The organism is Nonomuraea sp. NPDC050680 (genome assembly GCF_040654555.1).
Classification (GTDB): Bacteria; Actinomycetota; Actinomycetes; order Streptosporangiales; family Streptosporangiaceae; genus Nonomuraea.
Genome location: NZ_JBFAIF010000008.1, coordinates 91,993 through 117,904 on the forward strand (window position 1 = coordinate 91,993; position 25,912 = coordinate 117,904).

Below are 25,912 nucleotides of genomic sequence, written 5' to 3' on the forward strand. Positions count from 1 at the left end.
GTTAGCCGAGGCTGTCGGCTGGCGTGTGGGCTAATAGCGCCCGGAGTTCCTCGACCGTGCCTGCGCAGGCTCCGATGAGGGCTTGGCGCTGAGCGGTCAGTTCGTCGGCGAAGCGTTGTGCGGCCGGGCCGGTCCAGACGTTCTGCGCCATGAGCGCGATCGCCTGGTCGAGACCGGGCCTGGCTTGATCGGTGAGTTCCTCGGCTCGGCGTAAGGCCTGTTCCACTTGCTCCCGGGTCATACGTGACTCCTTCGGGTGCGACGATCAAGCTACGGACCAGGGCGTTAAGGCCATTGGACTGCGCTCCGCCTTTCGCAGCAACCGAATTGCCGGGATTGGTCTGAAGTGTCAGATGATGCGACACGCCCCCATTAGGAGATAGGAGAGTGGAGGTTCCTCCGCCTGTTCGGGCATCTTGAGCTGGGCAAATGCCCTGTATGGGCCTGGGGCACACAAGATCATGGCGCGCATGTCTCTCGACCAGCCGCCCCGGACTATCGCGGTCGCGGCGCCCAGGTCTGATCTCCTTCCGGTTTGCGGGGCTTGTTGTCCATTGGGTCGCACGCCACGATGATGAGTCACATGGGCGGGGACGGTCGGAGGCACTGGACGGCGTCCTCGGTGGCGATCCTGACAAGCAAGAAGCCCCTGAGCGGGTCATCCCAGCTCAGGGGCTTTCTCGTGCAGAGCCGACGAGGGGAATCGAACCCCTGACCTTCTGTTTACAAGGCCCCCAAACGATCTTCAGGGCCGTTCAGGTCCGTTCGCTGGGCCAGTTGGAGGTCGCCTCGCCGTTCAGGCTCGTACGGCTCAGTTCATGATTGTCCGTTCGGGTGGCTCCCCACGTGGCTCCCAAACCGGGGCCGCCGTCCCGGCCGAGATCGCCCGTGTGCACTCATGAGCAGGCACGAGGCCAGGTTAATGTATTGGGCGTCACAGACCCTATGACTGCCACCTGCTCTCTTCCCCGTAGGGCACTGTCGCAAGGCCGTCCTCCACGGGGCCACGAGGACATGCCATGAGCGATATTCTCCGTGCATGGGACGTGATGAACGTGGTGTGACTCCTCAGAATGAGGACTTCTCGGCCTGGTACAACGAGCTGGTTGCCAAGGCGCAACTCGTTGACAGGGGACCCGCCAAGGGCACCATGGTCATCCGACCGTACGGCTACCGCCTGTGGGAGCTCATCCAGGAGGAACTTGATCGCCGGATCAAGGACACCGGTCATGAGAATGCTTACTTCCCTCTACTGATCCCAGAGAGCTACCTTCGGCGAGAGGCCGATCACGTCGAGGGATTCTCGCCTGAGCTCGCCGTTGTCACTCACGCTGGCGGTAAGGAGCTCGAAGAGCCGCTGGTCGTTCGGCCCACCTCAGAGACAATCATCGGCGAGATGATGGCCAAGTGGGTCTCATCCCATCGAGACCTTCCGCTCCTACTGAATCAGTGGGCCAACGTCGTGCGCTGGGAATTGCGGCCCCGCATGTTCCTGCGCACGACGGAATTCCTCTGGCAAGAGGGTCACACAGCACACGCCGACGAGGCGGACGCCATGCGCGAGACGATGCTGGCGCTCGATCTCTACACGGAGGTTGCGCGAGACATCGCGGCGATCCCAGTAGTACCTGGCGAGAAGACACCTGGGGAGCGGTTCGCCGGCGCAGTCCGTACCTTCACCATCGAGGGCATGATGAGGGACGGCAAGGCGCTCCAAGCTGGAACCTCCCACTACATGGGCACGAATTTCGCCAAAGCCTTCGACATCCAGTACACCTCCGAAGCCGGTCGTCTCGAACTGTGTCACACCACCTCATGGGGCATGTCGACGAGAATGATCGGCGGCGTCATCATGACCCACGGCGACGACAAGGGCCTGGTCCTCCCACCCAGACTCGCCCCCTATCAAGTTGTAATCGTGCCGATTGGACGTGGCGATCAGGGCGCGCAGACCTCAGCCGCGGCACTGGAGCTTGCAGGGCGACTTAAGGCGGCCGGTATACGTACCCATGTCGATGATCGCGCACAGCTTTCACCTGGCTTCCGGTTCAATGACTGGGAACTGCGCGGCGCCCCTATCCGGCTGGAACTCGGTCCGCGTGATCTTGAGGCTGGCACTGTAGTGATGGCCAAGAGGCTGGGCGACGAAGGCAAACAAAGCATCTCGCTGTCTTCTGCACCGGAGCTCATTCCTGGCGTACTGGAGGAGTTCCAAGCCTTCCTTCTTCAGCGGGCTACCGAATACCGCGACAGTCACACCATGAGAGTGGACTCCTGGGACGCCTTCACGAAGGCGGTGGCATCGGGATGGGCGTTGGTCTTGCACTGCGGCAGACCCGCCTGTGAGGACGACATCAAGGCCAAGGTCGCAGCAACTCCGCGCTGCATTCCGCTCGACGGTACTCCGGAGACCGGATGGTGCGTGCATTGCGGTGAAGCATCGGCATATGGCAAGCGTGTCATTTTTGGGCGTGCTTACTGATCACGGTTACCACGATGCTCCGTGAGCCGGGGCTGAGGAACGAAGTCCCGGATCGTCGATCGCCCCCAGGCACGTACGGCGTCCAGCCATGCAGTGGCGATCGCAGGGCTGCATCTGTGCGGCGGAGCGGCAACCTCGGCCGGAGCGTTCGGTCAGTACGGCGGGGCGGGCGTGCGGTGGCCGGCCCGGTGTCCCGCCGCCGTCCGGGACCGGCCCCCAGGCCGCACGCCCGGACGGCGGGCGGGCGGAGGGCCGGGGGTACGGCGGCGCGCCGCGCTGCCGCTTGATACCTACAAGAGCAATTCGGCAATGCGGCAGACCAGACAGGTGTCCTGTCTCGCTTGATGGTTGACACTCTGGCCTCGCTTGATGCTTGACACCTTGATCGTCTTCTGTGCCTGCTCGTGGCGTTATCGACGCTTCGGGGGAGGCTCAGGTGGCATTGGTGGAGTTGAGCGTCGTGGAGCAGCGCTATCACGCGGTGATCGAGGTGTTGTCGGGGGCGAAGGTCACCGATGTGGCCGGCCGGTATGGGGTGTCGCGGCAGTCGGTGCATGCCTGGGTGCGCCGCTATCAGGACGGCGGCCTGGCGGAGCTGGCTGACCGGTCGCATGCGCCGAAGGCGCATCCGATGCAGACCCCGGCCGCGATCGAGGCGTTGATCTGTGAGCTGCGGCGCGCTCATCCGCGGTGGGGACCGCGAACCCTGTTGTGGGAGCTGGGACGGCGCAAGGTAGAGCCGTTGCCGTCGCGGGCGAGCATCTACCGGGTGCTGGTGCGCAACAGCCTGATCGATCCCGTGGCGCGGCGGCGTAAGCGCGAAGATTACCGGCGCTGGGAGCGGCCGGCGCCGATGCAGTTGTGGCAGATGGACATCATGGGCGGGCTGCTGCTGGCCGACGGCAGCGAGGCCAAGCTGATCACCGGTGTGGACGATCATTCCCGGTTCTGCGTGATCGCCTCGGTGGTGGCCCGATCGACCGGGCGAATGGTGTGCGCCGCGTTCGCCGCGGCGATGCGCGCCTACGGGGTGCCGCTGGAGGTGCTGACCGACAACGGCAAGCAGTTCACCGGCCGGTTCGGCGGGCCGAAGGCGGGCGAGGTGCTGTTCGAGCGCATCTGCCGGGAGAACGGCATCAAACTGCGTCACACCCCGCCGCGCACTCCGACCACCACCGGGAAGATCGAACGGTTCCATCAAAGCGTGCGCCGCGAACTGCTGGCCGAGGCGCTGCCGTTCGCCTCGCTCGAGGCCGCCCAGGCCGAGGTGGACGCGTTCGCCGAGCATTACAACACCGCCCGCCCGCACCAGGCGCTGGACATGGCCTTCCCCGCCGACTGGTTCTTCGCCGAGCGCAGCCCCGGCCAGCACCGGGCCGAGCAGGAACTACCGCTGCACCTGCCCGCCAGCCTGACCACGGTGCCCGCTCCCGCTGCCGGCGTTGCTCCTGAGGCCCCTCCCGCTGCCGGCGTTGCTCCTGAGGCCCCTCCCGCTGCCGCGCTGCCGGATCTCCCGGTCCCGGCCGTCAGTCACCTTGATCAGCTCGAACGGCCCGAGCCGATCCAGACGAGCACGGTCGATCCGCTGTCGCGCCAGGCGATCGAGGTCGATCGGGTCGTTCCTGCGTCGGGAAACCTGTCGATCGGTGGTCAGCAGCTGTGGCTCGGCCCCGATCGGGCGGGCATGCCGATCACCTTGTGGATCAGCACTCAACGGTTGCATGTGTTCACCATCGGCGGTGGCAGGCTCAAGAGCGTGGCCTCCCGGCTGACCGTCAAGGACCTGGCCGCGCTGGTCGCCTCGGGACAGGCCCGCCCGGCACCGGACGAGCCCGTCCCCGGGCCCGCGATTGCGGCGAGCGCCGTCGAGGTGGATCGGCAGGTCAGCTCGATCGGCACCATCAGCCTGGCCGGCCGGGCCCTGTGCATCGGCGCCCACCTGGCCGGCCGCCGCGTCATCGTGCGCCTGGACGGCATCACCGCCCGTGTCATGGACGACCAGCGCCTGCTGCTGCGTGCCGTGCCCTGCCCGCTCCCGCTCGCCGAGTGCGTCACCCTGCGCAACGCCCGCCCGGCCGGACCACCGCCCGGCGTTTCGACCGAGCCTGTCACCGTCCAGCGGGTGGTCTGCAGCCGCGGCCACTTCCAGATCGTCGGTCAGAAGATCCAGGTCGGCCGGGTTCACGCCCGCAAAATCCTGGACGTCACCGTGGACGACACCCACATCACCGTGCACGACAACGGCGAACCCATCCGCGTCGTCCCCCGAACCACCACCCAGGAGATCACCCGGATCAAGTCCCAGGCGCATACTAAGAAGCGAAAGATCGGCTAGGAGTGTCAAGCATCATCCGATGCCAAAGCGTCAAGCATCAAGTGAGACCAGGCAGGCAGACCAGACAGGCAGACCGGGCAGGCCCGCGTCACGCGATCATCACCGGCCTAGACGAGGAGATCAACGCGGCCGGGATACGCGGCAACGTCCCTAGCCGGACAACCGCCAAGCGCTCCCGCTCGACCAGGCGGCGGCAGGACGCACCGGACCTGCCCAAGCGCGCGATGACCAACACCACCCTTGGACGCACCTTCCATGGCGCGGACGGCAGGATCTACCGGCCGTCCCTGTTCGTCACACTCACCCTGCCCAGCTACGGCAAGGTCCGTAAGAAGCGTGGCCAGAACGAGGACTCGATCTACAAGGACGGTGACCGCTGGCGCGGTGCGGTCTCCCTCGGCTACGGCCCGGACGGGACGCGCATCCGCAAGAAGGTCTCCGGCAAGACCCGTGCTGAAGTGGTCGAGAAGGTTCGCAAGCTCAAGGAAATCCTGGCCAAGGGTGCTCCAGTCCCAGATGACCGGCTTACGGTCGGTGCGTTCCTCGATCGCTGGCTGCTCCACCTGCCCGGCCACATTTCCGATGGGACCTTGGACGACTACGAGGACACGGTACGGCTGCACCTCAAGCCAGGACTCGCCCGACACAAGCTGACCAAGCTCACCGTGGCCCAGGTCGATGCCCTGTGGCAGGCCAAGCGCAAGGCGGGCTACAAGGCGAACAGCGTCCGCAACATGCGGGCCGTGCTGCGTAAGGCCCTGGGCCAGGCGGAACGAGAGGGCTTGGTCATGCGGAACGTCGCAGCACTGTCGATGCCCCGCGCGTACCTGTCGAGGAAGGCCGAACGCTCACGGTGGAGGAGGGCAAAAGGCTCCTCGGCGCTGTCGCCGATCACCGCATGGGCGAGCTCGTCCTCCTGGCCCTCGTCTTCGGCCTGCGTTGTGGCGAGGCACTCGGGCTCATGTGGAACGCCTTCGACCTGGACGCCCGTACCCTCCGAGTCACCCACTCCGTCAAGCGCCTCAAGAACCGCGACCCGAACGCCACCGCCAAGACCCGCATCGTGATCAGCGAACTCAAGACCAGGCGGTCACGCCGCGTCCTCTGCCTGACTCCCGAACTGGTCGAGGCGATCAAACGCCACAAGGCCGCCCACAACAAGGAGCGCCTTAAGGCCGGCGAGAACTGGACGGAGCACGGCCTGATCTTCCCAACAGCTTTCGGCAACCCGTCCGACCCCGACACCTTCTCGCACCTGTTCTCCCGCCTGGCTAAGAAGGCGGGCCTCGGCCACTGGCACCCGCACGAGCCTCGCCACTCCGACGCCGCTCATGCTGGCGCAGGGCACCCCGCTTCACGTCGTCTCCGAAGTCCTCGGCCATGCGAACATCGCGATCACCAAGGACATCTACGGACACCTGGTGGAAGGCGACCGGCGCGCCGCGACCGAAGCCATATCCAGCGCCCTTCTGGGGAAACAGTCCCCGGTGGCTCCCAGGGTGGCTCCCAAAGACGCCGAAGACACCGGTTGAAGATCGGAAAGCGGAAGGCCCCTGACGGCGTAATGCCTGTTCAGGGGCCTTTCAGTTGCAGAGCCGACGAGGGGAATCGAACCCCTGACCTTCTGTTTACAAGACAGATGCTCTGCCGATTGAGCTACGTCGGCGCGGCCTATCAGTGTAGACGGTCAGCGACCCCGATGACGAGCCACCTCGTACAACGCCACACCAGCCGCCACCCCCGCGTTCAACGACTCCGCAGCCGCCCGCATGGGAATCCGTGCCACAACGTCGCACTGCTCCCGCACCAACCGCGACAGCCCCTTGCCCTCGGAGCCCACCACGATCACCAGCGGCTCGCTCAGTAGGTCGACGTCACCGATGTCCGCGCTGCCCTCGCCGTCGAGTCCGATCACGAACAGGCCGGCGTCCCGGTACTCACGCAGCGCCGCCGTGAGGTTGGCCGCCCGGGCCACGCGGAGGTTGGCCAGCGTGCCCGCGGACGTCTTCCACGCCCCACCCGTCACTCCGGCCGAACGCCGCGACGGGATCATCAGTCCGTGCGCCCCGAAAGCGGTCGCCGAACGCGCGATGGCGCCCAGGTTGCGGGGATCGGTGACGCCGTCGAGGGCCACAACCAAGGGGACTTCTGCCGCATCCTGCGCCAATTCGACCAGCTCAGAAGGGTGCGCATAGTCATAAGCCGGGATCTGCAGCACGATGCCCTGGTGAACGGCGCCTTCGGTGAGCCGGTCAAGCTTGTCGCGGGTCGATTCGAGCAGCGCTATGCCCCGCTCCGTCGCGGCCTTGATCGAGTCGCGTACGCGGTCGTCGCTCTCGATGCGCTGCGCGACGTACAGCGCGGTGGCCGGCACCCCGGCGACCAGGGCCTCGAGCACCGGATTGCGGCCGCCGATGTATTCGGGCGCGTCCTCTGAACGCCGCTGCCGAGCCGGGCCGGGTCGCCGTCCGCCTTGCTCCTCGCGGGCGATCCGCTCGGAACGGGCCTTGTCCTTGTACCAGTGACGCATCTCGGCAGGCGGGGTGGAGCCCCTGCCCTCGAGCCCGCGGCGTCCCTGCCCACCGGTGCCCTTGGACGGGCCCTTCTTCTTCGCGGGCCTGCCCGATGCCCTACCGCCTGCTGCCATGGCATTAAGCGTACTCGGGCCACCACCCACCTCACGCCTCACTCAAGATCACTCTCTGCTACGAGTACGCCGGGCACACCCGCGAAGCCGTACTGCCTGCACGCCCTCAGATCGACAGGAGCAGTTGGTTCTCTTACGCCGATAGAGGGTGACAAACCCGGCGCGGCCCCCGCCAGACCCTCCAGTTACTCTAAGTACATACATATGTTCATATTGTTTCCCGGAAGGCGAAATATATGGATAGGCGAACGTTCTCCAAGCTGCTCCTCGCGGGAACGGCCGCGGCTTCACTGCCCGTCCTCCCGACCGCCTCGGCCTCGACACTCGCGCCCGACAGATGGAAGACGCCCTTCGGCCCGCTGAAGCAGATCAAGGCCGGCGTCCTGAACATCGGGTACGCAGAGGCCGGTCCCACCGATGGTCCCGCGGTCATCCTGCTGCACGGGTTCCCGTACGACATCCAGAGCTTCGCCGAGGTGGCACCACTGCTGGCGAAGGAGGGCTATCGGGTGATCGTTCCCTACCTCCGAGGCCACGGCACGACCCGCTTCCTCTCGGACAGGACATTCCGGAACGCCCAGCAGTCGGTGATCGCCCTCGACATCGTCGCCCTGATGGACGCCCTCAAGATCAAAAAGGCGATCCTGGCCGGGTTCGACTGGGGCTCGCGTACGGGCGACATCATCGCCGCCCTCTGGCCCGAGCGCTGCAAGGCCCTGGTCTCCGTGAGCGGCTATCTGATCACCAACCGCGAGGCGCAAAAGGAGCCCTTGCCGCCGCGGGCCGAGCTGGCCTGGTGGTACCAGTACTACTTCGCCACCGAGAGGGGCCGGCTCGGCCTCGAACGGTACCGGCACGATTTCGCCCGGCTCATCTGGGAGAACGTCTCCCCGACCTGGAAGTTCGACGACGCAACGTTCGAGCGCACGGCGGTGTCCTTCACGAACCCGGACTGGGTGCCCATCGTGATCCACAACTACCGCTGGCGGCTGAGTCTGGCCGCGGGCGACCCGAGATACGACGGCATCGAGAAGCGGCTGGCCGCGGCTCCCGCCATCTCCCTGCCCACGATCACCCTCGACGGCGAACGCGACCCCTTCACCCCCGCAGGCGACGGCGCCTCCTACCGCAAGCACTTCACCGGCAAATACGCGCACCGGACCCTGCGGGGCATCGGCCACAACGTGCCGCAGGAGGCCCCGCAGCCGTTCGCCGAAGCCGTCGTCGAAGTGGACAAACTCTGAAGCAATGTACGGTCAGCAGCCCGCATCCCCGAGCTACGACGCCCCCTGCTCACCCATCCGAGCCTCCGGCCGAGGGATTCGGAACAACCCGTACAACCTCCCCAGAGCCTCAAGATCCCCGAACGCCCTCGCAGCTCCACTCTTGATCGCATCGCCAAGCGTCCCCCGCCCAGCCCCCATATCCGCCAGAACATCGTCATCCATCTCAATAACGACATCCGGCCGCTGAGCGGGCCCATGCATCGTTTCGATCGTCCCGTCGTCGACCCGAGCGTGAAAGACCTCATCGGAAACCCGGAACTCGTACACCGCCCGCAACCCCACCGCCGCCTCCGGCTCGAAGCCGACCCGCAACGCCAGCACCGCCCACCCCGCCTGGAACGCCTCCCCTTCCTTACGCTCCCCCATCGCCCACTTCATGCCCCAGCGCGCCAGAGCCAGCACCGCGGGCCCCAACTCCTCACCGGCCTCGGTCAGGGCGTATGCGGGGGTACGCGCCGGTGCAGGCAGCACGATCTTGCGTACCAGCCCCTCACGCTCGAGATGCTTCATCCGAGCCGCCAGCAGCCCGGTGCCCAGCCCGCGAAGGCTGTGCTGCAGATCCCCGAACCGCTTCGGCCCCGTCAGCAGTTCGCGCACGAGCAGCAGTGTCCACCGCTCGCCCACGATGTCCAGGGTCCGGGCAGTGGCGCAGAACTGGTTGTACGATCGCTGATCCACTTCAACATTCTAAGCTTCGGACTTCCTGTTTCTGAACTTCGTACTGTCCTTGACCCGCAGCCCGTCCGGCGCCTGCTCCACGATCGCCAGGATCTGCCGGTGGACGGGCGGGAGCGCTGGCATGCCAGAGGCGGCCTCGGCCAGGTCATCGGGTCATCTCCAGGTTCGTCTCGCGGGTGATGTGCAACGGGAACAGCGCGTCCTCGGCCGCGCTCAGCCGTTCCGACAGCTCTGCGTTCTGCTCGCGGAGTCGGGCGCCTTCGGCCTGGGCGGCGGCGATCGGGAGACGACCCCCATTCCCTGTCCACCTGCTCCGTTCGGATTAGTGAGACACCTGGCCATGGCCATGTCCGCCCGATTTTTTGCGAGCACTACGTCAGCCCTGAATTGTTGAATTGCGCAATTGCTGCGACGTCCGAAGTGGGGTCGGCGTGGGCGCTGATCGTGCGAAGATGAGAAGGATTACACTGGCGTGTTGAATCCCTGTCGCAGGTTCCTGACCTGCGAATTTGATTGTCCCAATAGCTCTGGACAATGCTTGGATAATTTGACAACGCAGATCGCTTGCCGCATCCGGTCATTGACGGTCAGAGTGGTGCCATTCCCAGCGCCGCCGCCATTGGCAGGCGTGCGGATATTCCGCTGAATCGCTGTGCGCGGTTGATCGGAGACTCCCGAGTCGGAAAGTGCAGAGGATTTCTCTGAAAGGAGATCCGATGGTCGGACGAAAAGGGATTACAGGAGCAGCTCTCGTCATCGGGCTGACAGCCGGGCTCATGGCGGGGTCGTCAGCGTCGGCGCAGGCGGGGCAGGGCGTCACCGCTGTCTCGGACAGCTCCGCCGTCCTGGCGCCGGGCTGGTCGGCCAAGTCCTACCTGGGGATCGGGTACCACGACCGTTGCAAGGGCTGGCAGCGGATAAAGACCCCGTACAGGACCGGCGCTTACATCACGACCAGCAGGCAGGTCCACTGCGAGAAGGGCGAGTGGGGCCGCCGGGCCGTGGTCAAGACGAGCCTCCAGCAATATCGCGGGCTCGGTTTCTGGCGGACGAAGGCCACCTCGGAGGTGAAGAAGGGAAGGGCGGCGTTCACCGTGACGACGACACCTTCGTGGAAGTGCTCCGGCGGTAGCCAGCTCTACCGGAACCAGACGAAGGTGCATCTCTACTCTCTCCTGCGTGGAAGCGAAGTGGCCACCCTGTACAAGCGGACGCAGGAGCGCCGGATCCGGTGTTGATCCCGGGCTGGAACGGTGACGTAGCTCGGCCGGATTTCGGCCCTTGGCGCTCGCGAGAGCGTCAAGGGCGTTTTCTTCCGAAGGAGTGAGCGGCGGATGAGATCGCGCGAGAGAAGGCAGGTTCCCGCGTGGCGCCTGATCGTCGTCGGAGTCGTACCGGCCCTGGCCTTCGTGCTGTGGGCGACGGTCTCGGTGGCGGAGGAGGCACCGTACGAGCACATCAAGAGGCAATACATCGCCGCCGTAGACGCGGTGTGTGAGGAAGTGTCCCGACAGTCGGATCTCCGCGAGGAGCCACCTGCGAACCTGCGCGAGGAGGTGGACGAACTGCGCCGCGCGTCGGAGTCGATGACCAGTGCCATCGCCGCGATAGAAGCGATCGCGCCGCCCGATGGTGACGTCCCGCGGGTGCGGGAGAGGTTCTTCGTGCCCGCCAGGGCGCTGGCCGCGAGCCTGCGCGAACTCAGTGGAAGCGCGGAGACGGCGATGCGCGCGGGCAGGGAGGGCGAGGCGAAGAAGGCGGTGGAACAGTCCTTGGAACCGGACGAGAACGAGAAGGCGCTGCGATCCTTCGCGGCGGAGTACGGCTTCCGGGCATGCGCGGGTGAATGACCACGGCGCCCGAGTAGACCGTAGAATTCCGGACTTATTTGGACAATTCAGGTAATCTCATTTGCTCTCAGGTGTCAGCAGGCCATGCCGGAGTCGTCGGCACGGCCGGATGACGGTGCCGGACAGGGCAGGTGAAGATGCCGGAATTACCGGGGACATCAGGCTCGCAGGGGGACGAGCCTGGCCCGCAGTGGTCGGGCATGGGAGCGCGGCCTGGGCGAAAGCCGGTCCAGCCGGACCCGGCCGCGGGCCCGGTGGCGGCCCTCGCGTATCGGCTGTGGGAGCTCAAGACGAAGGCGGGCGACCCGTCCTACGCGGAGATGTCGACCCGTATGGGCGCGGCGGCCTCGAAGTCCTCGCTGGCGGCCGCCGCCCGGGGGCAGGTGCTCCCGACCTGGGAGACGACGTGGGAGTTCGTCCGGGTGCTCGCCGTCCACCGGCTGAAGCAGGACGCCGCGGAGGCCAGGCGCGAGTGGCGAGCCCACTGGGAGCGGGCCGCGAGCGCCGCACGTAGCGAGACCACCGAGGGCCGTACGGGTCACGACGAGACCAGTACCGGACACATCGGGACCACCGAGGACCATACGGGTCACGACGAGACCAGTACCGGGCGCATCGAGACAGAGGTCCGTACGGCGGAGCGCCTCGAACGCCGAGCCCGGCCTCTCCTTGCCAGGAGGACGGCCATGATCGCAGCGGTCGCGACCGCCGGTGCCGCCCTCTTCACCTGGCTCGCCCCGCTCTCCGGAAACGACGAGCCCACCGCGTCTGCCACCCCGGCTCGGGCCGCCTCCCCCTACGACGATTCCGCCTTCGAGCAGGACGTCACCCATCCGGACGGCACGGTGGTGAAGACGGGGACGGAGTTCACGAAGATCTGGCGGATCAGGAACACCGGCACCATCCTGTGGCGGGGTCGCTATCTCACCCGGCTGAACGACACCCCGTGCCGCGCCCCCAAACGGGTCGAGATCCGCATGGTCCAGCCGGGCGAGCCCGTCGACATCGCGGTACGCGTCCGCGCATCGGACTCCCCCGGCAGATGCAAGATCTATTGGAAGATGACCGACGAGACCGGGACTCAGCTGCTGTCCGCCAAGAAGCCGATCTTCCTGGACGTGGTCGTCGGCTGATCAGCGCGCCATCACCGGCATCAGCCCACACAACGCCCTCCCAGAAGTACGGCAGCCACAGCACCCGGATCGGTGAGCAGCACATCATGTGGCCCGTCCAGCGCGATGGTTCGATAGCCGACCGCCTCAGCGAACCTGTCAAAGGCAAAAGTCTGCGGCCGGCAATAGACCCCTGTCCCAGGGATCCGATCGACGGCCCCGGTCAGGCGAGTGCCTTCGGAGAAGGTACGCAGCGGCTGCGGACGCAACCGCTCCTGAAGCCACGCGGCGTCGGCCGGATCGGTGATGCCGAAGGTCGCCGGCGCGGGGGCGGGTACCTGCCAGCCATCGGCCGAAGCCTGAACGAACTTTACGAACCCTTCGGGAGCAAGGCTGAGCATGCTGTCCCCGTTCGTCCCGGCCCAGCCCTCCACCATGATCACATGGTCAACGCGTTCAGGACGGAGGTCGGCCGCCTGCCGTACCACCAAGCCCGCATAACTGTGCCCAACCAGCACAACACCGCCGCCAGAACGGACATCGACCACATGACGGCCCTCGACGTGGGCCTCAGCACCGCCCTCAGCCCCGCTCTCAGCACCGCCCTCAGCACCGCCCTCAGCCCCAGCCGCGGCCCCGGTCGGTGCCTCAGCCCCGACCCCAGCCTCGGTCTCAGCCCCGGCTCCCGCGGTCTGGGCCCAGGCCTCGGCTTGGGCTTGGGCTTGGGCTTGGGCTTCGGCTTCGGCTTCGGCTTCGGCTTCGGCTTCGGCTTCGGCAGCGTCGAGTGCGGCGACGACCTGCGCCACATGGTCGTGCAGACCCACGTCACGGCCATACACGAGGTCCGGAACGACGGTGCGCGCTCCTGCGCGTTCGAGCAACGGAACAACGCGATCCCACGCCCAGGGACCATGCCACGCACCGGAAACCAGAACAAAGGTGGTCATAGACGGATCTCCGCGCGAAGCCGCGGCAGCACCCGGTCAGCGAACTCCTCCAACGCCGCACGATGGTCATCGACAGCGAACCGGATCACCACGTGCCGCACTCCAGCCGAGGCGTACGCGTTCAGCCAATCGACCGCATCGGCCGCAGATCCGGCAAACGTGGCCTGAATGGTCTCGATGAACTCGAGCGGCGCGTTGTAGTAGCGCTCAATACTGGTCCGCAGACGTCCTCGCGCCCGCTCGGCGTCATCATCGAGACAGACCGTCGCGTACAGCGCAGGCGTGATCACCCGCGCTTCCTCGCCCGCAGCAGGTCCCACCAGGGAGTCCGCCTCATCCCCAGCAGGTCCCATCAGCGCCGCCTCCCCGACCCCGCGACCGCGCAGACGTGCCGCCTCCCCGACCCCACGACCGCCCAGACGTGCCGCCTCCCCGACCCCGCCACCGCCCGGACGTGCCGCCTCCTGAACCACGCCCCATTCATGGGCGTACGTCTCACTTGTCGGCGGGTACGGCAGCCACCCATCGGCCAGTCGTCCCACGCGCCGCAGCCCCGACGCGCCGCTTCCCGCGAGCCAGACCGGCGGCCCCCCGACCTGCGCGGGTTTGGGTTCCAGCACCACATCTTGGAAGTCGAAATGCGCACCCTGGTACGTCACCGCCCCGCCAGCCCACAATTGCCGCATCACGTCGATCGACTCTTCGGTACGGCTGACCCGGCGCTTGAACGCGACGCCGAGCGCATCGAACTGTGCCTCGGTGTTCGGATGTGGGAATCCGGCGCCCATCCCGGCAATGAGGCGCCCGTCGGCGATCCTGTCCAGCGTGGCGAGTTGATGGGCCAGAAGGATCGGATGACGCAAGGCGGGCAGGAGCACGGCTGTGCCGAGCGTCACTCGTTCCGTCACGGCGGCTACCGCAGACAGAAGCATCAGCGGATCCGCGCGGTGACGGGTCACCGGGCTGTCGCCGGCCCAGACGGAGTCGAAGCCGAGATTCTCGGCCAGTCGCGCCTGCTCTACCAGCGCGGACGGCTCCCGATCGCCCAGAACGACCCAGTCACGAGTCGGCAGCAGATAGCCGACCTGAGGCCTCGTCATAGTTCCTCCAGTGAAGTGATCACGATCGGATCCTAAAGCATTGACTTCCTGTTTTTGAAGTCTAAGATTCACTTTCAAGAAGACGAGGCAAGGAAACCGACATGACGAAACCGCTCTATACCGCCCAGGCACAGGTGACCGGCGGCCGAGCACACGGGCACGGGCGTTCCAGCGACGGGATGCTGGACGTTAACCTGCGCCAGCCGAAAGAACTGGGTGGCGATGGTGATGGGACAAATCCGGAGCAGCTGTTCGCGGTCGGCTATGCCGCCTGCTTCTCCGCTGTCCTGACGATGCTTGGGCAACGGCAGGGGTTGAAGGCAGGAGACGCGGCGGTGGACTCCAGAGTCATGCTGATCCCGAACGCCAACGGCACGTTCAAGCTCGGGGTCGAGTTGGACGTCACGTTGCCCTCGATCGAGGACCCGGCACAGGCCGCCGGCCTGGTGCGCACCGCGCACCAGGTGTGCCCGTACTCCAACGCCACACGCGGCAACATCGACGTCGCCCTGTCAGTGAATGGCTCCGCGCTCTGAGGCGAATACGCGCGACGAGTCCAACGTGAAGGTGCCAGCTCAACGCCAGGGCGCCGAGCAACGAGCTCTAAGCTGCCCTGGGTTGGTTGGATGCGCCCCGAACTGCAAGCAAGCTGGGAGTCGTGCCCGCCCTTTCCTGTGACAACGAAACTTGAGCTTGTGGTTACCGAAGCTAGTGGGTCTGCCACGGAGCGGACCTAGTGGGACAGCTCCCAGCGAGCCCCGTGCGGTGTGTCCTCCACCGTGATCCCCGCCGCCGTCAGCTGGTCCCTGATCGCGTCAGCCGCCTCGTAGTCCTTGCGCGCCCGAGCGGCCCTACGCTGGTCCAGCGCCACGGCCACCAGCGCGTCGACCACCGGCTTGAGGTCGGACTTCGCGGAGCGCCACTGGGCCGAGCGCGGATCGAGGCCCAGCACGTCGAGCATGTTCTGGGTCTCGGCCAGTAGCCGTGCCACCGCTTCCTTGTCGCCCCTGGCCAGCGCCACGTTGCCCTCGCGGACCACCTCGTGCACGACCGCGAGCGCCTGCGGGGTGCCCAGGTCGTCGTCGAGCGCGTCGCTGAACGCCTGCGGCAGTGGAGCGTCGGCGTCGACGTCGTGGATCACTTCGGCGGCCCGGGTCACGAAGCCCTCGATGCGCTGGTAGGCGGCCGCGGCCTCCCGCAGCGCCTCCTCCGAGTAGTCGATCGACGAGCGGTAGTGCGGTGCCGCGAGGTAGTAGCGCAGCTCCACCGGGCGTACTTTCTGCACCATCTCCGGGATCAGCAGCGAGTTGCCGAGCGACTTGCTCATCTTCTCGGCGCCGATCTTGACCAGGCCGTTGTGCATCCAGTAGCGGGAGAAGCCGTCTCCGGCCGCCTGGGACTGGGCGAGCTCGTTTTCGTGGTGCGGGAAGATCAGGTCGAGGCCGCCGCCGTGGATGTCGAACGTCGGCCCGAGGTATTTGGTGGCCATGGCCGAGCACTCCAGGTGCCAGCCAGGACGGCCGGGGCCCCAGGGGGTCGGCCAGGTCGGCTCGCCGGGCTTGGCGCCCTTCCAGAGGGCGAAGTCGCGCGGGTCGCGCTTGCACGACTCGTCGTCGGTGTCGGCCGCCGCACGCATGTTGGCCAGCTTCTGGTTGGACAACTTGCCGTAGCGGTCCTCGTAGGAGACGACGTCGAAGTAGACGTCGCCGCCCGACGCGTAGGCGTGGCCGAGATCGATGAGCCGCTGCATCAGGACGATCATCTCGGGCACGTGACCGGTCGCGCGGGGCTCGACGGTCGGGGGCAGGCAGCCGAGAGTGTCATACGCCCAGGTGAAGGCGCGCTGGTTGCGCTCGGCGACCGTGAACCAGGGGACGCTCTCCTCGGCGGCCACCCGGATGATCTTGTCGTCGATGTCCGTGACGTTGCGGCAGAACGTCACGTCATATCCGGAACGCAGCAGCCAGCGGCGCAGCACGTCGAAGTTGACGCCCGAGCGGATGTGCCCGACGTGCGGGGGAGCCTGCACGGTCGCCCCACACAGGTAGATCGACGCCCGGCCGGCTTCGACCGGAACGAATTCGCGGATGGCACGTGCGCTGGTGTCGTAGATGTGCAGGCTCACGAAAGAAGGCTAACGCCTAAGCCAACATCACAGGTCCTTTTAATCACGCGCGCATGATGACCTTCTCCGGACTTATGCGGACAATTAGCCGCTCGACCCCTGGCTTGTCCTCCCAGGGCTTACCGGTGTACTTCAGCGAGAGCTCCTGGATGAGGTCGCCCGCGGGGTCCTCCTCCATGGTCACGCGACCACGGACCTCGGCGTAGCGGTAGGGGTTCGCCGGGTCGATGACGAGCAGGCTGGCCCGGGGGTCGCGCTCGAAGTTGCGCGGCTTGCGCCGCCCCTTGGCGGTGGAGAAGAGGACGTCGTCACCGTCCGTACGCACCCACACGACCGTCGACTGAGGTCCGCCGTCGGGATTGATGCTGGTCACCGTCGCGTAATTGGGCGCGTCGAACAGCTCGCGCACGTCCCCTGAGAGCTCGGTCATGTATCTCCCTTGATCGGTCCTGACCCCCATTGTTCTGTAGGCTCGAACCGCCATGGACGTGACTCCCCCTTCTACGCTCCGACGCCTGGGCATCGCCCTCGCCGGTCTCGCGGTGGCCGGCCTGACGGCAGTCGCCTGCGTGCTCTCCTTCGACGACCTGCGGGTGCTGGCCATCCGCGGCGAATCCCGACCCGACCTCGCCTTCCTCTATCCGGCCGGCTTCGACGCGCTCCTGGTCGTCGCGCTGATCGGCGTACTCCTGCTGCGCTCGGCCCGTCTGCTGGTACGCGCCCAGGCGGCGCTCGTGCTGGTCCTGCTCATCGTGGCCGCCGCCGCGTCGAACGCCTTGACGGCGCTCCAGATCCAGCTCGACGTACGGCCTCTCGCGGTGGGAGTGGCGGTCGCGCCGTGGGTCATGCTGGCGATCGCCCTCTGGCTGTGGTTGCTGCTCATCAAGCACGTCCAGGCCCGCAGGACGTCCACAGACGACGATGACGACGGTACGGCGGAGCAGGACATCGTGCCCTTCCACCGGAACCGCCCCCCCGAGACCCCGCCGCCGCTGACCAAGCCGCTGCACCACCCTGTGCTGGAGACCACCCCGGTCGTCGGCCCCACACCCGCCCCGGAAACCCCGCCCATCTCCGCCCGCGTGACCCACTGGCCCGCCACCCCCGGACAGGATCCGGACGCCGAACCGACGCATCTGCCGCTACCCAGCCCCGAACCGACTGCCGAGTGGCCCCGCCAGCCGGCGAGGGCCCAAGAGCCGGCAGCCGGGCGCGAGCGGGCCCACCGGTCAGATCGCGACCCTGAGTCCGAAGTACGCGCCCCTGACGGCGAGGGCCGGCCGGAGCCCGAGTCGACGCCGCCAGGGCCGGTGGCACTGCCGCACATGCGCCAGACGCCCGACTCGCGGCCACAGACACAGTCACAGCCGGAGTCCCACTCCCAGGCCCGCAGGGAGGATGACGCCAACCGGGTGAGTACGGCCTCGCAAGCTACCGGGCCGTGGCACGAGCCGGAATCGAGGCCGGAGCCGGGCAACCGTACCCATCCGGGCGGACGGCCGCAGCCAGGCGGACGAGGTGAACCAAGCGGACGCGGTGAGTTAGGTACACGCACTGAGCCCAGCGAACGCACCGAGCCAGGTACACGTGCCGAGCCGGGTGGGCGCACTGAGCCCGGCGGAGAGGACGGGCGCGACGGAGACGGCGAGCCCGATCGACACACCGAGCCCGACGGACGCACCGAGCCGGGCGATCGGCTCGAGCCGCAAGCCGCTGACACGCCCGCGCGAGCGCCGAAGCTCCGCCGTGGCCTGCGCAAGCGTGCTCAGGAACCCGCCGACGAAGAACCCCGAGGCGCGACGGCGGCCCCATCCCTCCCGGAACCCGAGCCAACCCCAGAGTCCGAGCCAACCCCGGAGCCTGAGCCAACCCCGGAGCCTGAGCCTGCCCCAAAACCCGTACCGACCTCTGAGGCGAGCGCCGAGCCACAGTCGGCCCCTGAGGCCAGCAACGAGCAGAAGCGTCCGGTGCGCTGGGGCGATCGGGTGAAGCCGACCGACGTCCTCGTCCACCCCCGCACCCCTCTCGTCACCGACCGGGACACCGACACCCAACCGGTCCGGGTCTTCAGCGACGTCCAAGCCGCACCTCCCCGCGCCAGACCTGCCGGAGCCGCCGGAGCCGGAGCCGGAGCCGCCGAACAGGCCGGAACCAAGGCCGGAGTCGCCGAACGGGCCGAAGCGGAGCCCGACCCCGACCCCGACCCCGACCACGGCCCGGAAGCCGCCGACCCCGGCGAGTCCGCCACTACCCGCACGCTGCAGGACCGCGCCCTGGAGGACACCGCCCCTCACCCCGTCATAGAAGACGACGCCCCCTCGGGCCGGCTCCGCAGCACCCCCCTCCCGCCCGAGGACTGAGCCGGCGCAGCAGAAGTGCCGCCCGGTGAACCGACACGGCAGAAGACAGCAGAAGACCCGCCCGGTTTAAGTACCGGGCGGGTCTTCGCGTACCGTTCCGCGCCGAAGGGGGTTCGGCACAGTCGCGGAACTGCCTAAGCCATCGTCTAAACGCTCCTACCACTGCCCCGCCGCAGCCCGGCCACGAGCCCGACACCCACAATGGCCAGAACGACCTGCATGACGAGTTCGATCCAGTCGATGCCATTGGTGGTGGCGACGCCGAGTACCTGCGCGATGAGCGTGCCCACCAGGGCGGCGACGATACCGACGACGATGGTGAGGATCCACCCGATGGCCTGCCTGCCAGGAAGCAGCAGTCGACCGAGGGCGCCGATCACGGCGCCGATCACGATGGCGCCAAGGATGGACTGGATTGTCATGACCAAACCTCCCAGTGAGGGTGAGCCGTTCACTCTCGAGGGAGATCAGTACCCGGCCACGCGCGAATATGCGTAGGTGCTGGGAAACAGCAGGTCAGATTGGGGTTCCTCCGGTTCGGCCCGTTTTTCCGGTGCTCATCCTTGCCACGATGAGGACGCCGATGACCGCCAGGACGAGCTGGATGATGTGCTCCAGCCAGTCGATGCCTCTGGTGTCGGCCCAGCCGAAGGCCTGAGCGACGAGCGTGCCGAGCAGAGCTGCCACGATGCCGACGATCAGCGTCAGGCCGATGGACATGTTCTGCTTACCGGGCACTATCAACCGGGCCAGTGCTCCGACAATGGCGCCGATGACGATTGCGGAAACAATCGCGCCGATCATGTGTAGCTCCCCCCGAAGACGTTCCACATGTCTCCAGAAGGACTTACCCGACATATCGGGAAAGTACCCTCGGGAAGGCGGCGATCCGTACCGCGCCAGTAACGGACCGCCGCCCCCGTTCGCTCGGCGGGCCGGAGGCAGCGCCCGCCAGGATACCCTCAACGGATCCCGTAAGAAGACGCCGCAGTGCCGGTAAAGGTTGACGAACGCCGCGTCTGACGACGAACTGCCTAGAAAGACGAAGAGACGAAGAGACGAAGAGCTCTAAGCGACAACGAGCGCGGTCGCGATGGCCGCGACCCCTTCGCCCCGCCCGGTCAGCCCCAGCCCGTCCGTGGTGGTCGCGCTGAGGCTCACAGGCGCCCCCAGAGCGGCGCTGAGCGCCTTCTCGGCCTCTGTACGGCGAGGCGCGAGCTTGGGCCGGTTACCGATGATCTGGACGGCGACATTGCCGATCTCGAAGCCCGCCGAACGTACCTGGCGCGCGGTCTCCTCCAGCAGCGTGACACCCGAGGCGCCCGCCCAGCGTGGGTCGGCGGTGCCGAACAGGCCACCGAGATCGCCGAGCCCGGCGGCGGACAGCAGTGCGTCACAGGCCGCGTGCGCGGCGGCGTCGCCGTCGGAGTGGCCCGCGAGCCCCACCTCGCCCGGCCAGTGCAGGCCGGCGAGATGCAGGTCTCGCCCTGAAACGAACGGGTGGACGTCGACTCCGACGCCCACCCGTGGAAGCTTCGTGTTCAGGAGTTGAGAACCTCGTCGAGCAAGGCCTCCGCCTTGTCCTCATTGGTCTTCTCGGCGAGGGCCAGCTCACTCACCAAGATCTGACGGGCCTTGGCGAGCATGCGCTTCTCACCGGCGGACAGGCCGCGCTCGCGGTCCCTCCGCCACAGGTCCCGGACCACCTCGGCGACCTTGTTGACATCGCCGGACGCGAGCTTCTCCAGATTGGCCTTATAGCGCCGGGACCAGTTGGTCGGTTCCTCGGTGTGCGGCATCCGAAGAACATCGAAAACCTTCTCAAGGCCTTCCTGGCCGACAACATCGCGCACGCCGACGAGTTCTGCGTTTTCTGCTGGCACCTGGACGGTAAGGTCGCCCTTGTCGACCTTGAGCACCAGGTAGGTCTTTTCCTCACCCTTGATGGATCGCTTCGTGATTGCTTCGATCCGAGCAGCCCCATGGTGGGGGTAGACGACAGTGTCGCCGACCTGGAAAGTCATGTGACAAGTACCCCTTCCGCTGTACTCCAGAGTACCACGCATCCACAGGCTCCCGGAACAGTGAAATCATCATAACTGCAGGTCAAAGCGGCATATTGGGGGTTGACAAGCCGTCAACTCTATGAATCGCATATGCGGGCATAGCTAATGACCTGCAGGGGTGCGGATATGACCATGGATTCGGGTGGATATGGTGGGCGCTGCCCTACATGCATGCGCAAGACCCTAGGAGAACCCGCTCGTGACCCGCAGTCGCTGGATTGTCGCCGCCGCCGTCTTCCTGGCTGCCCCCGTGCTCGCTGGCTGTTCGGCTGGATTCGACGCCGCTACCAACAAGCCGTATGCCCCCAATGAGGCCGGTGTCCTCTTCGATCAGGCCAAGAACTACGGCACACGTGGCATCCATATCCCCCAGGCGTTCATCCTCGGCCCCGACCCCGGCGCACAGCTCGTCTATGGCGGCTCCGCCCCGGTCTACCTGAACATCCTCAACACCAACGGCGCCCCTGACACGCTCACGGCGGTCAACGCCGGCAACATGGCCACCGCGAAGGTGACCGCGCCGATCCAGCTGCCGAGCAACCAGCTCGTCAACACCGGCAAGCCAAGCCCGCAGATCATGCTGGAAGGCATCTCCAAAGGCCTCAGGGGCGGCGAGAGCATCCGCCTGGACCTCCAGTTCGCCAACGCCGGGGTCGTGTCCATGAACGTCCCTGTGGTCACGCGCAGCCGCGAGTTCAAGGACTACCCGCCGGCGCCCAACGCGACCCCCGCGCCGACGCCTTCCCCCTCGGCCACCGCCGCCGCCGAGGCCGAAGCGGCCCACTGACGCCAAGAGAAAGCCTGACGCCAAGAGCCTGGCGCCATGAGAAAGCCCCGGTCCGGCACGAGAGGAAGCCTGTACGTGCCGAACCGGGGCTGACCCTGTCAGCTCTCCAGGTCAGCTCTCCAGGTCAGCTCTCCAGCGCGTCGAACTTGTAGCCCAGCCCGCGCACCGTCAGGATGCAGCGCGGATTCGACGGATCCGATTCGATCTTGGCGCGCAGCCGCTTGACATGAACGTCGAGCGTCTTGGTGTCGCCCACGTAGTCGGCGCCCCACACCCGGTCGATGAGCTGCCCCCGGGTGAGCACCCGCCCGGCGTTGCGCAGCAGCACCTCCAGGAGCTCGAACTCCTTCAGCGGCAGCTGCACCTGCTCACCGCGTACGGCCACCACGTGCCTGTCGACGTCCATGCGCACGGGACCCACCGCCAGCACCGCGGACTCCAGCTCCTCCACGGCGTCGCCCTGGCGGCGCAGCACGGCGCGGATGCGGGCGACGAGCTCGCGCGAGGAGAACGGCTTGGTCACGTAGTCGTCGGCGCCCAGCTCCAGGCCCACGACCTTGTCGATCTCGCTGTCCTTGGCGGTCAGCATGATGACCGGCACCTTGGAGCGCTGCCGCAGCGAGCGGCATACCTCGGTGCCCGGCAGTCCGGGCAGCATCAGGTCGAGCAGCACCAGGTCGGCGCCGCTCCGGTCGAAGGTGTCGAGCGCCTCCGGCCCGGTCGCCGCTACGGAGACCTCGAAGCCTTCTTTGCGGAGCATGTACGACAAGGCGTCGGAGAACGACTCCTCGTCCTCGACCACGAGAACTCGGGTCATTTTGCGGCCTCCAGGGTGTTCGGGGGTGGTACGACCACCGCGGTGCCGCCGAATGCGGGCAGCCGCAGCGTGAATGTGGAGCCGGAGCCTTCCTTGCTCCAGACGGAGACCTCGCCGGCGTGCGCCGCGGCGACGTGCTTGACGATGGCGAGGCCGAGGCCGGTGCCGCCGGTCGCCCGGGATCTGGCCGCGTCGACGCGGAAGAAGCGTTCGAAGATGCGTTCCAGCGACTCTTCCGGAATGCCGATGCCCTGGTCGCTGACGCTGATCTCGACGGAGTCGCCGGCCGGTCTGACGCTGACGACGACCCGGGTGTGTTCGGGGCTGTAGGCGACGGCGTTGTCGATGAGGTTGCGCAGGGCGGTGACGAGCAGTTCGTCGTCCCCCCAGATGCGCAGGCCCTCCGTGCCGCCGGTGACCAGCGTGATGTCCTTGGCGATGGCTCTGGTGTTGCAGTGGTCTATGGCGTCGTGGACGGATTCGTCGATCGAGACCTGGCCGGGGGTGGGGATGGGCTCGGCGCCCTGGATCCGGCTCAGCGTGATCAGGTCCTGCACGAGGTAGGTGAGCCGGGCGGCCTCGTGCTGCATGCGCCCGGCGAACCTGGTGACGGCCTCGGGATCGTCCGCGGCGTCCTGGATGGTCTCGGCGAGCAGGCTCAGCGCGCCGACGGGGGTCTTGAGCTCGTGGCTGACGTTCGCCACGAAGTCGCGGCGGACGGCCTCGACCCTGCGCCGCTCGGTCTGGTCCTCGGCGAGCACCAAAACCTGGCCGTACGAGCCGAGCGGGGCCACCCGGACCGCGAAGTTCGTGATCTCCTGGCCGAACTTGTGCCCGGCCACGTCGATCTCGCTCTCGCGGATCTCGCCGTCCCGGCGTACCTGCCTGGCCAGCGCGAGAAGCTCGGCCGCCATCAGCCGGTCGCCCTTGACCAGCCCGAACGCGCGGGCGGCCGAGCTGGCCCGCAGCACGCGGTCGTGCGCGTCGAGCACGACCGCGGACGACGGAAGTACGGCCAGCACCGACGCCACGCCCTGCGGCAGGGCGCCGGCCTCCTGGTCGCCGGCCGTCGCGGCCCTGTTCTGGGTCTCGATCTGGTTGCGGTAGAACAGGACCGCCAGCGCTCCCACGACGAACCCCGCCAGGGCCGTCAAGCTCATGGCCATCTCACTCATGCTTTCGATGGTAGGCGGCCTTGTCCAAGTGACAGCCCTTCCACCTGCGGATGAACGGCCCTTTCCGGGAAAGTTCATCTCGCTGTAGGAGTTCGTTCATCAAGGGCAACGTACGGTGACGACATGCGCGACGCGTACCATGAAGAACTCGATTCCCTGACTGACAAGCTGGTCGAGATGACCAGACTGGTCCGCTCGGCCATCTCCAGAGCCACCACGGCCCTGCTCGACTCCGACCTCCAGCTCGCGGAGAGCGTGATCTCCAGGGATGTGGAGGTGAACGCGACGTTCGAGCAGCTCGAGGCGTCCATCTTCGAGCTGATGGCCAGGCAGCAGCCGGTGGCCGTGGACCTGCGGCTGGTCATCACGGCCCTGCGGATGGGCACGGACCTGGAGCGCATGGGCGACCTGGCGGTGCACGTGGCCAAGGTCGCGCGGCTGCGCCACCCCGAGACGGCCATCCCGGCGGAGGTACGGCCCACGATCCTGCAGATGGGCCAGATCGCCGAGACCCTGGTCACCAAGGCGGGCGGCTGCATCGCCTCGCACGACGTGGAGTCGGCGCTGGAGCTGGAGGCCGACGACGACGCCATGGACAAGCTGCACCGGCGGCTGTTCAGGAACATCCTGGCCAAGGACTGGCCCCACGGCGTGGAGCCGGCGATCGACATCACGCTGATCGGCCGTTACTACGAGCGTTATGCCGACCACGCGGTCCGCGTGGCCGGTGACGTGGTCTACCTGGTGACGGGCTCCCGCCCGACGGCCACCTGACCTGAGCTGACCTGAGCTGATGACGGCGGGGCGCGCGATGCGCCCCGCCGTCGGTGTTCAACGGCCCTGGTTGGCGACCGCCTCGATCGCCGCCTTCGCGGCCTCCGGGTCGAGGTATTCGCCGCCGCGCTGGAGCGGCCGGAACTCGGCGTCCAGCTCGTAGCGCAGCGGGATGCCCGTGGGGATGTTGAGCCCGGCGATCTCCTCGTCGGGGATGCCGTCGAGGTGCTTGACCAGCGCTCGCAGCGAGTTGCCGTGCGCCGCCACCAGCACGGTGCGCCCGGCCGCGAGATCCGGGAGGATCTCGTCGTACCAGTAGGGCAGCATGCGGTCGACGACGTCCTTGAGGCACTCGGTGCGCGGCATGAGCTCGGGCGGCAGCAGGGCGTAGCGCGGGTCGCCCGCCTGGGAGTATTCGTCGCCGTCGGCGATCGGGGGCGGCGGGACGTCGAAGGAGCGCCGCCAGAGCATGAACTGCTCGTCGCCGAACTCCTCGCGGGTCTGCGCCTTGTTCTTGCCCTGGAGGGCGCCGTAGTGGCGCTCGTTGAGCCGCCACGAGCGCTTGACGGGCAGCCAGAGCAGGTCGGCCTCGCCGAGGGAGAGCTGGGCCGTCTGGATGGCCCTGGTCAGCAGGCTGGTGTGCACCACATCGGGCCGGACCCCGGCCTCCACCAGGAGCTTGCCGCCCCGGCGGGCCTCGTCCTCGCCCTTGGCCGAGAGGCTCACGTCCACCCACCCGGTGAACAGGCCTTTCGCGTTCCAGTCACTCTCGCCGTGCCGTAGCAGCACCAAAGTCGCCATGCGGGCAATCCTATGGCGGGCGTCAGTCGCCGGTCCGCGCCGGACCCGGGAAGCCGGCTGTCCGCGAAGCCGGCGGCCGTCAGCCGTCGGTCCGGGCCGGATCCGCGAAGCGGGCGAACGCCTGGAGGTTGGCCAGCGACTCGCCGCGTTTGGCGCGCCATGCCCACTCGCGCCTGATCGACGAGGCGAAGCCGAGCTCCAGGGCCCTGTCGAACCAGTCGTCGGAATAGGTCAGCACGCAGCCGAGCAGCCGGTCGATCTCCTCTTCCGTGATCGCCGTGAGCGGCACCCGACCGACGAGGTAGACGTCGCCGACGCTGTCGATGGAGAAGTGGACGCCGTACATGCCGCCGTTCTTGGCGAGCAGCCACTTGTAGAACTCGGTGTGGTTCTCGTCGGGCTGGCGGCAGAAGAACGCCTCGACGTGCAGCGCCTGATCGCCGATGATCAACCACGTCATCGTGGCGAGTTTGTGCTGCCCGGGCAGCTTCACCAGGAACGCCCCCGGCCGTGGCTCGTCAAAGGAGACGTCCGCGGCCTTGAGCGCGGTTTCTACGACTTCGCGCATGT

26 protein-coding genes, 1 tRNA gene and 2 pseudogenes are annotated in these 25,912 nt (G+C 67.1%); 13 read left to right on the plus strand and 16 right to left on the minus strand.

Annotated elements, in window-relative coordinates; translation table 11 throughout:
- Position 1: 1 nt before the first annotated feature.
- Complete coding sequence (locus AB0H88_RS26435) at positions 2–241, minus strand: hypothetical protein (protein WP_357648812.1); 240 nt, start codon at positions 239–241, stop codon at positions 2–4.
- A 798-nt stretch (positions 242–1,039) separates the two neighbouring features.
- Between AB0H88_RS26435 and proS the strand changes: the two genes are divergently transcribed.
- The 5 genes and pseudogenes from proS to AB0H88_RS26460 all read left to right on the plus strand — a co-directional run bounded on the left by proS (position 1,040) and on the right by AB0H88_RS26460 (position 6,349).
- Positions 1,040–2,482 carry a proline--tRNA ligase gene (gene proS, locus AB0H88_RS26440; RefSeq protein ID WP_357648814.1) on the plus strand — a complete coding sequence of 481 codons (1,443 nt, stop codon included), beginning with the start codon at positions 1,040–1,042 and terminating at the stop codon, positions 2,480–2,482.
- 451 nt (positions 2,483–2,933) lie between these two features.
- Entirely contained in the window at positions 2,934–4,817 is a 1,884-nt protein-coding gene (locus AB0H88_RS26445) for an IS481 family transposase (RefSeq protein ID WP_357649321.1), read from the plus strand.
- Between the two features lie 224 nt (positions 4,818–5,041).
- Positions 5,042–5,497: pseudogene (locus AB0H88_RS26450) on the plus strand (hypothetical protein); the annotation flags it as partial.
- A 218-nt stretch (positions 5,498–5,715) separates the two neighbouring features.
- Positions 5,716–6,090, plus strand: a pseudogene (locus tag AB0H88_RS26455) (tyrosine-type recombinase/integrase); the annotation flags it as partial.
- A gap of 58 nt (positions 6,091–6,148) precedes the next feature.
- On the plus strand, positions 6,149–6,349 hold the full coding sequence (locus AB0H88_RS26460; protein WP_357648816.1) for a hypothetical protein: 201 nt from the start codon (positions 6,149–6,151) through the stop codon (positions 6,347–6,349).
- Positions 6,350–6,410: 61 nt separating this feature from the next.
- Here the strand turns inward: AB0H88_RS26460 and AB0H88_RS26465 are convergent.
- Both AB0H88_RS26465 and rlmB read right to left on the minus strand, forming a co-directional pair.
- Positions 6,411–6,483, minus strand: a tRNA-Thr gene (locus tag AB0H88_RS26465).
- A 21-nt stretch (positions 6,484–6,504) separates the two neighbouring features.
- Positions 6,505–7,464, minus strand: coding sequence for a 23S rRNA (guanosine(2251)-2'-O)-methyltransferase RlmB (gene rlmB / locus AB0H88_RS26470; RefSeq protein WP_357648818.1), 960 nt, complete (start codon positions 7,462–7,464; stop codon positions 6,505–6,507).
- A 236-nt stretch (positions 7,465–7,700) separates the two neighbouring features.
- Between rlmB and AB0H88_RS26475 the strand changes: the two genes are divergently transcribed.
- Positions 7,701–8,708, plus strand: a complete 1,008-nt coding sequence (locus AB0H88_RS26475) for an alpha/beta hydrolase (RefSeq protein ID WP_357648820.1) — start codon at positions 7,701–7,703, stop codon at positions 8,706–8,708.
- 33 nt (positions 8,709–8,741) lie between these two features.
- On the opposite strand, the gene AB0H88_RS26480 is transcribed toward AB0H88_RS26475, so the two are convergent.
- On the minus strand, positions 8,742–9,428 hold the full coding sequence (locus AB0H88_RS26480; protein WP_357648822.1) for a winged helix-turn-helix transcriptional regulator: 687 nt from the start codon (positions 9,426–9,428) through the stop codon (positions 8,742–8,744).
- A 716-nt stretch (positions 9,429–10,144) separates the two neighbouring features.
- Between AB0H88_RS26480 and AB0H88_RS26485 the strand changes: the two genes are divergently transcribed.
- The 3 genes from AB0H88_RS26485 to AB0H88_RS26495 all read left to right on the plus strand — a co-directional run bounded on the left by AB0H88_RS26485 (position 10,145) and on the right by AB0H88_RS26495 (position 12,411).
- Positions 10,145–10,666 (plus strand): hypothetical protein, encoded by a 522-nt coding sequence (locus AB0H88_RS26485; protein ID WP_357648824.1) that lies wholly within the window; start codon positions 10,145–10,147, stop codon positions 10,664–10,666.
- A gap of 96 nt (positions 10,667–10,762) precedes the next feature.
- Positions 10,763–11,278, plus strand: a complete 516-nt coding sequence (locus AB0H88_RS26490; RefSeq protein ID WP_357648826.1) for a hypothetical protein — start codon at positions 10,763–10,765, stop codon at positions 11,276–11,278.
- Between the two features lie 200 nt (positions 11,279–11,478).
- A complete protein-coding gene (locus AB0H88_RS26495) occupies positions 11,479–12,411 on the plus strand; it encodes an NBR1-Ig-like domain-containing protein (protein ID WP_357648828.1) in 933 nt (310 codons plus the stop codon).
- A 20-nt stretch (positions 12,412–12,431) separates the two neighbouring features.
- Here AB0H88_RS26495 and AB0H88_RS26500 read toward each other — a convergent pair whose 3' ends face one another.
- Complete coding sequence (locus AB0H88_RS26500) at positions 12,432–13,337, minus strand: alpha/beta fold hydrolase (RefSeq protein ID WP_357648830.1); 906 nt, start codon at positions 13,335–13,337, stop codon at positions 12,432–12,434.
- Complete coding sequence (locus AB0H88_RS26505; RefSeq protein WP_357648831.1) at positions 13,334–14,437, minus strand: LLM class flavin-dependent oxidoreductase; 1,104 nt, start codon at positions 14,435–14,437, stop codon at positions 13,334–13,336. Before AB0H88_RS26505 ends, AB0H88_RS26500 begins: the two co-directional genes overlap by 4 nt.
- A gap of 101 nt (positions 14,438–14,538) precedes the next feature.
- Between AB0H88_RS26505 and AB0H88_RS26510 the strand changes: the two genes are divergently transcribed.
- Positions 14,539–14,973 carry an organic hydroperoxide resistance protein gene (locus tag AB0H88_RS26510; protein WP_357648833.1) on the plus strand — a complete coding sequence of 145 codons (435 nt, stop codon included), beginning with the start codon at positions 14,539–14,541 and terminating at the stop codon, positions 14,971–14,973.
- Between the two features lie 197 nt (positions 14,974–15,170).
- Here AB0H88_RS26510 and cysS read toward each other — a convergent pair whose 3' ends face one another.
- Both cysS and AB0H88_RS26520 read right to left on the minus strand, forming a co-directional pair.
- Positions 15,171–16,562: a cysteine--tRNA ligase gene (cysS, locus tag AB0H88_RS26515; RefSeq protein WP_357648835.1), complete on the minus strand. Its 1,392-nt coding sequence runs from the start codon at positions 16,560–16,562 to the stop codon at positions 15,171–15,173.
- 43 nt (positions 16,563–16,605) lie between these two features.
- Entirely contained in the window at positions 16,606–16,992 is a 387-nt protein-coding gene (locus tag AB0H88_RS26520; protein ID WP_225294221.1) for a PPOX class F420-dependent oxidoreductase, read from the minus strand.
- A 52-nt stretch (positions 16,993–17,044) separates the two neighbouring features.
- Here AB0H88_RS26520 and AB0H88_RS26525 point away from each other — a divergent pair, with 52 nt between their 5' ends.
- A complete protein-coding gene (locus tag AB0H88_RS26525; protein ID WP_357648837.1) occupies positions 17,045–18,922 on the plus strand; it encodes a DUF2637 domain-containing protein in 1,878 nt (625 codons plus the stop codon).
- Between the two features lie 146 nt (positions 18,923–19,068).
- Here the strand turns inward: AB0H88_RS26525 and AB0H88_RS26530 are convergent, their stop codons facing one another.
- The 4 genes from AB0H88_RS26530 to AB0H88_RS26545 all read right to left on the minus strand — a co-directional run bounded on the left by AB0H88_RS26530 (position 19,069) and on the right by AB0H88_RS26545 (position 20,946).
- Positions 19,069–19,344 carry a GlsB/YeaQ/YmgE family stress response membrane protein gene (locus AB0H88_RS26530; RefSeq protein WP_225294225.1) on the minus strand — a complete coding sequence of 92 codons (276 nt, stop codon included), beginning with the start codon at positions 19,342–19,344 and terminating at the stop codon, positions 19,069–19,071.
- A 94-nt stretch (positions 19,345–19,438) separates the two neighbouring features.
- Positions 19,439–19,726, minus strand: coding sequence for a GlsB/YeaQ/YmgE family stress response membrane protein (locus AB0H88_RS26535; protein WP_357648839.1), 288 nt, complete (start codon positions 19,724–19,726; stop codon positions 19,439–19,441).
- 264 nt (positions 19,727–19,990) lie between these two features.
- Positions 19,991–20,446, minus strand: a complete 456-nt coding sequence (gene ispF, locus AB0H88_RS26540) for a 2-C-methyl-D-erythritol 2,4-cyclodiphosphate synthase (RefSeq protein ID WP_357648841.1) — start codon at positions 20,444–20,446, stop codon at positions 19,991–19,993.
- A 17-nt stretch (positions 20,447–20,463) separates the two neighbouring features.
- Positions 20,464–20,946: a CarD family transcriptional regulator gene (locus tag AB0H88_RS26545; protein WP_189141336.1), complete on the minus strand. Its 483-nt coding sequence runs from the start codon at positions 20,944–20,946 to the stop codon at positions 20,464–20,466.
- A 241-nt stretch (positions 20,947–21,187) separates the two neighbouring features.
- Here AB0H88_RS26545 and AB0H88_RS26550 point away from each other — a divergent pair, with 241 nt between their 5' ends.
- Positions 21,188–21,775: a copper chaperone PCu(A)C gene (locus AB0H88_RS26550; RefSeq protein WP_357648844.1), complete on the plus strand. Its 588-nt coding sequence runs from the start codon at positions 21,188–21,190 to the stop codon at positions 21,773–21,775.
- 124 nt (positions 21,776–21,899) lie between these two features.
- Here AB0H88_RS26550 and AB0H88_RS26555 read toward each other — a convergent pair whose 3' ends face one another.
- Together AB0H88_RS26555 and AB0H88_RS26560 are read right to left on the minus strand one after the other, a co-directional pair.
- The gene (locus tag AB0H88_RS26555; protein WP_357648847.1) at positions 21,900–22,592 is read right to left on the minus strand and encodes a response regulator transcription factor; all 693 of its coding nucleotides are present in this window, start codon (positions 22,590–22,592) and stop codon (positions 21,900–21,902) included.
- Positions 22,589–23,767 (minus strand): ATP-binding protein, encoded by a 1,179-nt coding sequence (locus AB0H88_RS26560; RefSeq protein ID WP_357648849.1) that lies wholly within the window; start codon positions 23,765–23,767, stop codon positions 22,589–22,591. The genes AB0H88_RS26555 and AB0H88_RS26560 overlap by 4 nt, the downstream gene beginning before the upstream one ends.
- Before the next feature lie 123 nt (positions 23,768–23,890).
- On the opposite strand from AB0H88_RS26560, the gene phoU reads away from it, so the two are divergent.
- A complete protein-coding gene (gene phoU / locus AB0H88_RS26565) occupies positions 23,891–24,541 on the plus strand; it encodes a phosphate signaling complex protein PhoU (protein ID WP_357648851.1) in 651 nt (216 codons plus the stop codon).
- 57 nt (positions 24,542–24,598) lie between these two features.
- On the opposite strand, the gene AB0H88_RS26570 is transcribed toward phoU, so the two are convergent.
- Positions 24,599–25,342: a phosphoglyceromutase gene (locus AB0H88_RS26570; RefSeq protein WP_357648853.1), complete on the minus strand. Its 744-nt coding sequence runs from the start codon at positions 25,340–25,342 to the stop codon at positions 24,599–24,601.
- Between the two features lie 79 nt (positions 25,343–25,421).
- A complete protein-coding gene (locus AB0H88_RS26575) occupies positions 25,422–25,910 on the minus strand; it encodes a YbjN domain-containing protein (protein ID WP_357648856.1) in 489 nt (162 codons plus the stop codon).
- Positions 25,911–25,912: the final 2 nt, after the last annotated feature.

Bases quoted from the DNA above. Each gene is read 5' to 3' on its own strand.
- AB0H88_RS26435 (WP_357648812.1), bottom strand. From the start codon at position 241: ATGACCCGGGAGCAAGTGGAACAGGCCTTACGCCGAGCCGAGGAACTC.
- proS (WP_357648814.1), top strand. From the start codon at position 1,040: ATGGGACGTGATGAACGTGGTGTGACTCCTCAGAATGAGGACTTCTCG.
- AB0H88_RS26460 (WP_357648816.1), top strand. From the start codon at position 6,149: ATGCTGGCGCAGGGCACCCCGCTTCACGTCGTCTCCGAAGTCCTCGGC.
- rlmB (WP_357648818.1), bottom strand. From the start codon at position 7,464: ATGGCAGCAGGCGGTAGGGCATCGGGCAGGCCCGCGAAGAAGAAGGGC.
- AB0H88_RS26475 (WP_357648820.1), top strand. From the start codon at position 7,701: ATGGATAGGCGAACGTTCTCCAAGCTGCTCCTCGCGGGAACGGCCGCG.
- AB0H88_RS26485 (WP_357648824.1), top strand. From the start codon at position 10,145: ATGGTCGGACGAAAAGGGATTACAGGAGCAGCTCTCGTCATCGGGCTG.
- AB0H88_RS26490 (WP_357648826.1), top strand. From the start codon at position 10,763: ATGAGATCGCGCGAGAGAAGGCAGGTTCCCGCGTGGCGCCTGATCGTC.
- AB0H88_RS26495 (WP_357648828.1), top strand. From the start codon at position 11,479: ATGGGAGCGCGGCCTGGGCGAAAGCCGGTCCAGCCGGACCCGGCCGCG.
- AB0H88_RS26500 (WP_357648830.1), bottom strand. From the start codon at position 13,337: ATGACCACCTTTGTTCTGGTTTCCGGTGCGTGGCATGGTCCCTGGGCG.
- AB0H88_RS26505 (WP_357648831.1), bottom strand. From the start codon at position 14,437: ATGACGAGGCCTCAGGTCGGCTATCTGCTGCCGACTCGTGACTGGGTC.
- AB0H88_RS26510 (WP_357648833.1), top strand. From the start codon at position 14,539: ATGACGAAACCGCTCTATACCGCCCAGGCACAGGTGACCGGCGGCCGA.
- AB0H88_RS26520 (WP_225294221.1), bottom strand. From the start codon at position 16,992: ATGACCGAGCTCTCAGGGGACGTGCGCGAGCTGTTCGACGCGCCCAAT.
- AB0H88_RS26525 (WP_357648837.1), top strand. From the start codon at position 17,045: ATGGACGTGACTCCCCCTTCTACGCTCCGACGCCTGGGCATCGCCCTC.
- AB0H88_RS26530 (WP_225294225.1), bottom strand. From the start codon at position 19,344: ATGACAATCCAGTCCATCCTTGGCGCCATCGTGATCGGCGCCGTGATC.
- AB0H88_RS26535 (WP_357648839.1), bottom strand. From the start codon at position 19,726: ATGATCGGCGCGATTGTTTCCGCAATCGTCATCGGCGCCATTGTCGGA.
- AB0H88_RS26545 (WP_189141336.1), bottom strand. From the start codon at position 20,946: ATGACTTTCCAGGTCGGCGACACTGTCGTCTACCCCCACCATGGGGCT.
- AB0H88_RS26555 (WP_357648847.1), bottom strand. From the start codon at position 22,592: ATGACCCGAGTTCTCGTGGTCGAGGACGAGGAGTCGTTCTCCGACGCC.
- AB0H88_RS26560 (WP_357648849.1), bottom strand. From the start codon at position 23,767: ATGAGTGAGATGGCCATGAGCTTGACGGCCCTGGCGGGGTTCGTCGTG.
- phoU (WP_357648851.1), top strand. From the start codon at position 23,891: ATGCGCGACGCGTACCATGAAGAACTCGATTCCCTGACTGACAAGCTG.
- AB0H88_RS26570 (WP_357648853.1), bottom strand. From the start codon at position 25,342: ATGGCGACTTTGGTGCTGCTACGGCACGGCGAGAGTGACTGGAACGCG.
- AB0H88_RS26575 (WP_357648856.1), bottom strand. From the start codon at position 25,910: ATGCGCGAAGTCGTAGAAACCGCGCTCAAGGCCGCGGACGTCTCCTTT.